The sequence below is a fragment of the Jongsikchunia kroppenstedtii DSM 45133 genome, from assembly GCF_000380485.1.
In the GTDB taxonomy this organism is placed as follows: Bacteria; Actinomycetota; Actinomycetes; order Mycobacteriales; family Mycobacteriaceae; genus Jongsikchunia; species Jongsikchunia kroppenstedtii.
Window position 1 is genome coordinate 413,728 of the sequence record NZ_AQYG01000050.1, and the last position, 6,682, is coordinate 420,409.

General features: G+C 64.4%; 7 protein-coding genes. 1 reads left to right on the forward strand and 6 read right to left on the reverse strand.

Annotated elements, in window-relative coordinates; translation table 11 throughout:
- Positions 1–2: 2 nt before the first annotated feature.
- Both G341_RS0117915 and G341_RS0117920 read right to left on the reverse strand, forming a co-directional pair.
- Positions 3–980, reverse strand: coding sequence for a DNA/RNA non-specific endonuclease (locus G341_RS0117915; protein WP_162140724.1), 978 nt, complete (start codon positions 978–980; stop codon positions 3–5).
- 225 nt (positions 981–1,205) lie between these two features.
- Positions 1,206–1,760, reverse strand: a complete 555-nt coding sequence (locus G341_RS0117920) for a helix-turn-helix domain-containing protein (protein ID WP_081622593.1) — start codon at positions 1,758–1,760, stop codon at positions 1,206–1,208.
- Positions 1,761–1,868: 108 nt separating this feature from the next.
- On the opposite strand from G341_RS0117920, the gene G341_RS0117925 reads away from it, so the two are divergent.
- Complete coding sequence (locus tag G341_RS0117925; RefSeq protein ID WP_026303844.1) at positions 1,869–2,798, forward strand: MBL fold metallo-hydrolase; 930 nt, start codon at positions 1,869–1,871, stop codon at positions 2,796–2,798.
- Between the two features lie 67 nt (positions 2,799–2,865).
- Here G341_RS0117925 and G341_RS0117930 read toward each other — a convergent pair whose 3' ends face one another.
- From G341_RS0117930 to G341_RS23590, 4 genes are all read right to left on the reverse strand, one after another.
- Entirely contained in the window at positions 2,866–3,543 is a 678-nt protein-coding gene (locus G341_RS0117930) for a trypsin-like serine protease (protein ID WP_018180549.1), read from the reverse strand.
- Positions 3,544–3,629: 86 nt separating this feature from the next.
- Positions 3,630–3,977, reverse strand: a complete 348-nt coding sequence (locus G341_RS0117935) for a hypothetical protein (RefSeq protein WP_018180550.1) — start codon at positions 3,975–3,977, stop codon at positions 3,630–3,632.
- A 434-nt stretch (positions 3,978–4,411) separates the two neighbouring features.
- The gene (locus tag G341_RS0117940) at positions 4,412–4,636 is read right to left on the reverse strand and encodes a hypothetical protein (RefSeq protein WP_018180551.1); all 225 of its coding nucleotides are present in this window, start codon (positions 4,634–4,636) and stop codon (positions 4,412–4,414) included.
- Positions 4,637–5,043: 407 nt separating this feature from the next.
- Entirely contained in the window at positions 5,044–6,309 is a 1,266-nt protein-coding gene (locus G341_RS23590) for a polymorphic toxin type 37 domain-containing protein (protein WP_187329189.1), read from the reverse strand.
- Positions 6,310–6,682: the final 373 nt, after the last annotated feature.

Genomic DNA, 6,682 nt, shown 5'->3' on the forward strand with positions numbered 1-6,682 from the left:
CCTTACGGGATATTCGGGATGATCTTGAAGTCGATGACGCCGGTCCGGGCACCGACCGCGCCGACCGCGATCTGCGTGGGCGGCTTGGCGTATCCGTTGCCGTAGATCGGAGTCACGTTGTACCAGACGGCCTCGCCGCCGCGTGCGGCCGCAACGACCCTGGCCTCGATCGCCTGCATCGCATCGTTCGCGGCCTTGGTCCCGGTGATCAGGTTGCGAGCGTCATCGCCGGTGCCGCCCGCCGACCGCGCCAACAGATGCAATCGCTGCAGCGCCTGCGGGCCGTAATTGCCGGGTCCCCAGGCGCGGCTCGGATCCCATCCGGGCGGGTTGATCTTCGGGCTGGCCGCGGTGCCCACATTCTGCGTCATGCTGCCGGTGACCAGCGAGGTCTGGCCGGTCGCCGCGCGGTTCATCATCGGGTTCAGCAGAACGTTTCCGCCATCGCGGAACTGCGTCAGTCGCGATCCCGGGACCAGTGAGTCGTACAGCTTGTCCTGGGCGACAGCAGGATTGTTGACCGGCTTCGGGTTCGGGTAGGTCGGTGTCGGGTTGTTCGGCGACGGCTGAACTCCCCGATTCGGCGTCGGGATCGATCGCGGCTTCGGCTGCGGTTTCGGCTGCGGGGCAGTGGGATTCGACGGCCGCTGATTCTGATTCGGCGGCCCGGGCGGCGTGCGTTCGATCGGCTTGTCGATGCCGTTCATCAGGTAGCACGCCGACACCGCACTGGCCGCGAACGCGCCCTCGGAGTTGAGTTGCGCGGCCTCGGCGTTGTACGCCTCCGCCTCGCCTCTCGGCTTGGTCGGGGTCCAACGCGCGTTATGCACGGCGGTCCGGCCATTGACCGCAGCGAGCGCGGCTTCCTGCACCGCGCACGGATTCGGCCCGGCGGCAGCGATTCCGCCGGCCGCGATCGGTGCGGCGACCAATCCCAGTGCCAGCAGCAACGCCAGTACGAATCTACGTAGTGAACTCATCGTCAACAGACCCCTCAACATCGGATCGGCCGAGGTACTCGGCCCTGAATTGCGTGCTGAAGGTATCCAGGCCGACGGTGGCCGGTCGAACTGGAGAGGCGAAAGTACGTTGCCTGAATGACGCTCTGGCCCAATACTTTCGGTGCTGTCAGTCGTTCGTCCGACACTCGTGTCGCGCGGCCGCGGCTGTGCTCACAACGCCCGCCACGGAGCGTCCACGATCGGTCAGCGGTTGGCGGGCGTGGCAACGACCAGGATCTCGGCGGGTAGGTCGCTCGAGTTCTGGACGCGGTGCGTGGTGCGCGACGGGAAGTGGATGGCGTCGCCCGGCGCGAGCGTGAGGGCCTCGGTTCCGATCCGAATGTCCACGCTGCCGGTCAACACGTAGAGCCATTCCTCCCCACCGTGGCGGCTGTCGGGCGCTTCCGTCGCACCGGTGAGCGTGAGGTGGACGGCCTCGAGTCCCGGAAAGCTACCGCTGAGCAGGGCAAGAAGCCCATTCGCACTCGCCCGTTCGACGCGGTCGGCCGAGCGCGTGAGGTGATAGGGGGCGGTGTACTGCTCATCGACGAGCTGGCTGAGGGAGACACCGAACGCCTGGGCGATCTCGATGAGGGTGCCGAGAGAGGGCTGCCGAACGCCGGACTCGATGCGCGAGAGCTGCGTGGTGGACAACCTGACTTTGTCGGCAAGCGTGGTGAGGGTCCAGTTGCGTTCTCGTCGATGCTCGCCGACTCGCCGGCCGATCCAGCTGTCATCTCGGTGTTCAGGCTCTGGCACGGGATAACCCTACTCACTCGTGTCTTGCCTCATGGGCAAGAATATTACCTCAAAGGTTGCTCGCTGCGCGCTGACGTGCGATGGTCGTTCGGAGCAGAGGAGTACTGAATGACAGCCGCGGATGTCGCCAAACCGGACCTGCTGACATGCTGCCGGGCATTTGCCGGCCTGCCCGTCGGCGTCGTCCGTCCACGGCGGCCCGATCAGCAATTCTTGGCAAGTCTGGCCGACAACGGATTGCCCACGGCCGCAACGACTGTCGAGGTGATAACGCTACCGCAGCGACCGCGCGCGGTGCCGACTCCCGCGATCGCCGAAGGGGTCTGGCGACCAGGACGGACCGCTAATGCTTTGAACGCGTTCGTTATTCGCCACCCGCGCGCAACCTTCCTGGTCGATCCCGGTGTCTGCGTCGATGTCATCGATCGCGCAGTGGCCGAATTGCCGTGGCTTCTCCGGGTAGCGGTGACGCCCCGGCGCGATGTGATCGCTATTCGGGAAGCACTCGAACTCGCGAACATCGACGCCGCCGGCATCGACTTCGCGTTGCCCACGCATCTGCACTGGGATCACGTCGCCGGGCTACTCGACCTAGACGGACTCCCGGTCCATCTCCATCGTCCCGAACACACCTGGGCGATGAGCGGACCGATTGCGCCGCAAGGCGGCGTGCGTTCGGCCATCCGGAACAGACCGGTCAACCTTTACGACCTCGATGGTCCGCCCATCCTGACATTCCCCCGCAGCCTCGACCTGTTCGGCGACCGATCGGTCATTCTCGTCGATCTGCCCGGGCATACCCCCGCCAGTATCGGGATCCTGGCGCAGACATCGTCCGGTCCGATCTTGCTTGCGGGCGATGCCGTGTGGGGGCGGATCCAGCTCGAGCGGTTTCGCCAAAAGGCGTCCTACCCAGGGCTACTCGCCGACGCCGACCGCGACGCCGCATGGGAGACCCTGCACCGACTCGTCGCCATTCGGCAACGGATCACGATCGTTCCCAGCCACGACCACGGCCGGCACGAACCTCTTACGTAGGCGGGGATGCCTCTCCCGCAAAGCGCTTCAGTTCGCCTTCGGCAACAGATGACGCCTCTGCGTCTAGTCAGGCAGGCGCGAAGTGCGGGTAGCCGTGGCGATTCATGTCGCTGAGGATCGGCCCGATGTTGGGGCCGGCCTCAGGGGCCACGCACGGAACATATTGTCCCGCAATGCGGTAGACCCCATGGACCATGCCGACCAGCTTGTCGCCGACCACGATGGGCGCGCCGGAATCGCCCTTGGCGGTGCAGATCTGAGTCGTATGGATCGTGCCATCTGAGATCCACACCACCCCGCAGGTGGTGGCGGTGGTGCGACCGGTCTTGCAGGCCACCTCCGGAAATACAAGGGGCGCAGTCGAGACTCCGGCGATGACAACACCGCCGACGCTGGCGGACGGTCGAACCTTGTTGGGGTCGAACTGGATAACTGCGTAGTCCAGGCCGCGGTTGATGTAGGTCGCGTGTCCGAGCACGCCCGCACGCGGCTGAGTCTCGGAGTACACATTGACCGACTTGCCGGGCGTGAAGCAGTGCGCGGCGGTCAGGCCGATGAGTCGACCGTCGGAATGACCGATGGTGGTCAGCGTGCACGCATCACCTGTCGATGCACTCAGCGGGATCATGATCCCCGACCCGCCGCCCATCGTGACGACGGTGCCGGCCGACGCGACCGCCGCCCCGAACAGTACTGAACAGCTTGCGGCGACGAAGGCCGCCGCGAGCGCTGCAAATCGGCGCAATTTGATACTCCATCCACTCTCATGCCCGCCGGTGGCGACGGACGGCTTCGGTCGTTGGCTTGATCTATCCGCCGGCACAGGCAGATTTAGGGTGCGCAGGCGGCCGGGTTGTGGAAGAGCTTGACGTAGTCACTGTTGCCGGCCGGGTTGAGCCCGACTCCGATCTCGATGCAGGTTCCGTGCGCGGCGGCCTGGTTGGCGTTGCTTTGAATGATCTGCCCGAACGTCGGGTTGTAGATCAGGTTGGGGATCGACGGAAGGCCCGCGGCGGCACTGCCCCAGCCATTGGCGGCGACGGCAGCGGTCTGGGACTTGGTGAGTTTGATGCCGTGCTCGTCGTATGTGCGAGCCGCGGCTGTTCCCGTCCCGATCGCTGCGGTGATGCCGGCGGCGATGGCCGTGGTGGCGACGGCTGCGGTGACGATGCGCTTCATAGGTGCCCCTGATGCTCGAAAATTACTATAGTGAATTTGCAATGTAGCATCGGCGGCCGGGGCTGGCTACTGGAGGGCCATTAGGCCACCTGCAGTGCGACGACGGCTACCGGATGCCGTCTGTGCACGCACCGTCACAGCGTGTCTCGCCGCAGGCGTGGCAACGGCCCGCCGCGAGAGGGCCGCAGCAAGGGACAACGTGCAACGCCGTTAGTCCCCTTGTGTGGCAAGGGCATTGGCACCTGCTGGGACTGCCGTCGTTCGCCGTGGCGGTGCGCTTACTCACCGTCAAACTCCTGCCTTGCATAAGACGTCCGCCATTCAGGAGTGACAATCCTGACTGGCCTATGACTCGAGGAGCTCGTCATCGACGTCGATATCGATGACCAAGACGGTGCGTGTGGTGCGCCGCTGAACTACCCCAGCCAGGCCAACTATTCTTCCGCCAACCGGAGCGCGGGTGCTGAAACCGACTCGGATGCAGCGTCATTGAGCACGACTAAGACCGCATCGTCGTCACAAATCGTGAGCACGATGCCAAAAGCTGAATTGCAAATCACGGACAACTCGTCACGGCCCAATTTGACCGCTTTGCCGTGGTTGCTGCTGGCGGCGCCGAGTAAGGCGACCGTAGGCGTGCCATACATGGCCGCGGACATGACCCGGGACAGTGGCTGGGAGTCTATGTTTCGGATCCCTTCATACCAGATTATATTGTCTGTCCCCAGAGTGAAGTAGTCGATATCCGCGGAAGGAGGAACCGATTCAGCGGGGAGAGTTGGGCAATCTGCATATACTCCGTATGGAAAAGGGCCGGTCCGACCGATGGAATCTAAAGAATCAAAAGGATTCCCCTCGATCCCCCGTGATCCGAATCCGCGCTCTATTGACCGATATGATGGAGGCTCCACCGTGCCGTAACAAATATACGAGGTCCAACCATGTAGCGTCGGCAACGTCTCTGGCCGAAACGCGACTGAGTAGTCGTCGACCGTGGCTAGTAGGTGCCGAATTAGTCTGCGGTCATCGTCCGCTACCTTGCACAACTTCGATCCGTTAATGTTCACTAGTTGACTTTCGTTGTTGCTTTGGGCTCGATGGTGCCATCTGGGAAAACTCGCCATTGATTGCCGTTTGAGTCTTTCCAATCATAGTGCGGCCCTATCGGCTCCTCATGATTTAGATCTGGGTGCAGCGACTCACCCGTGCGCGGGTTGAACCAGCTCCCCTTGTTCGATGAGGGCGGCCCGTTCCCTCTCCATTGCCAGTCTGGTCCTGGTGATTGGGCTCCGTCTTTCCAATCTAATTTTGCATCTTTGGGGCCTTTAGGCACCTCAGCGGGGGCGGGCTCGGTAGATGGTCTGGTTGACGTTGTTGGACCCTGTTGCGCATTGCTGGGCGCCGTCGGCGCCTGGTTTGACTGCTCAGTGGGACCAGCTTCAGCAGGGGGCGCTGGCTGGTCGGGGCTGGCAGGAATAGTGGGAATTGGAACCGCTGGGACCGGCGGATGTGGAACGTCGCCTTTTGAGATCCCCGGCGGTTTGGGATAGGCGGGCATGGGAATCGCCGGGGCTTGGGGGTCGGTGCCGGGTGCGGCGGGCTGGGATTGTCCGGGCCCGGGTGGGTGTGGGGTCAGGCCGCCGTTGTCTATCCACCATCGGATGGCTTGTTCGAGGAGTTTCGCATCACGGGCCAGAGCAGGGGCAAGAATCCCGATGATGCCGGCGATGACCTTTTCCGGGTTGAAAAAGCCGCCGGCCAAAGACTCGATGAATGCAGCGATCTGGGGGCCGAACTTGTCCATAAACGCCTGTAGCGCAATGTATAGCTCTTCGAGTGCGGGGTCATCAGTCGGGATCCCGATGTCGATTAGCTGATTATGCGGCCCGCCGCCCACACCACCGACCGTGCCGCTCCCGCCGCCGGCAGCACCGGCACCGCCTGCTGTGCCGCCGGTGCCCAGCCCGCCTGCCGTGGCGCCGCCTGCTGTGCCGCCGGTGTTGTTGGCTGGGCCGGTGTTTGCGCCGCCGCTATCGCCACCGTTGTTGCCGGATTGGTCGCCACCGCCGTCACCACTGTCGTTGTTGTTGGTATCGGGTGCTGGGGCCGGCGCTGGCTGAGGTGTGGGGGTGACGCCGCCTTGGACCGGTGCTGTGGGTTTGATGCCGTCTTTGCTCAGTCCGTTGTGTGGTTCGACAAGCGCTGCAGGTGTGGGTTGCAGTAGTGACCCGCCGTTGGCGGCAGCGGCAGTGTTCTGGCCGTGCAGTCGTAGTCGCCAGGTTGCGCCGACCACCAGACCGGCCGACGCGACGGCGAGTAGGTCGGTGGTCATCGGGCTGGTGCCGTCGTTGGGTATGGCGGGCTGCGCGGTGTGCGGGGCGGTTGTATCGACCTGCTGTTGCAGCCCCGGAGCTGGCGACCGCGTCGGCGCGGCGGGGTGTTGTGGCGCTGGTGTGGGCGCGTCGGCGGTGGCGGGGATCGACGGGATCGGTGCCGGGGCAACCGGTTTGCCGGCTGCCGGTAGCCCGCCGGGGACCGGGACGATGGGGGTGCCGTTCCCGTTGCCGGGGCCGGGTCCGGTGTCCACGCCCATGTGTACGCCGTTGCCGTCGGTCGGGCCCGCGGGTGCGGTCGTGGGCTGATACGGGGTGGGCGTGACTGTGTGCGGATCGGATGGGATGCATGGCCACAACGGCCCGTATTGG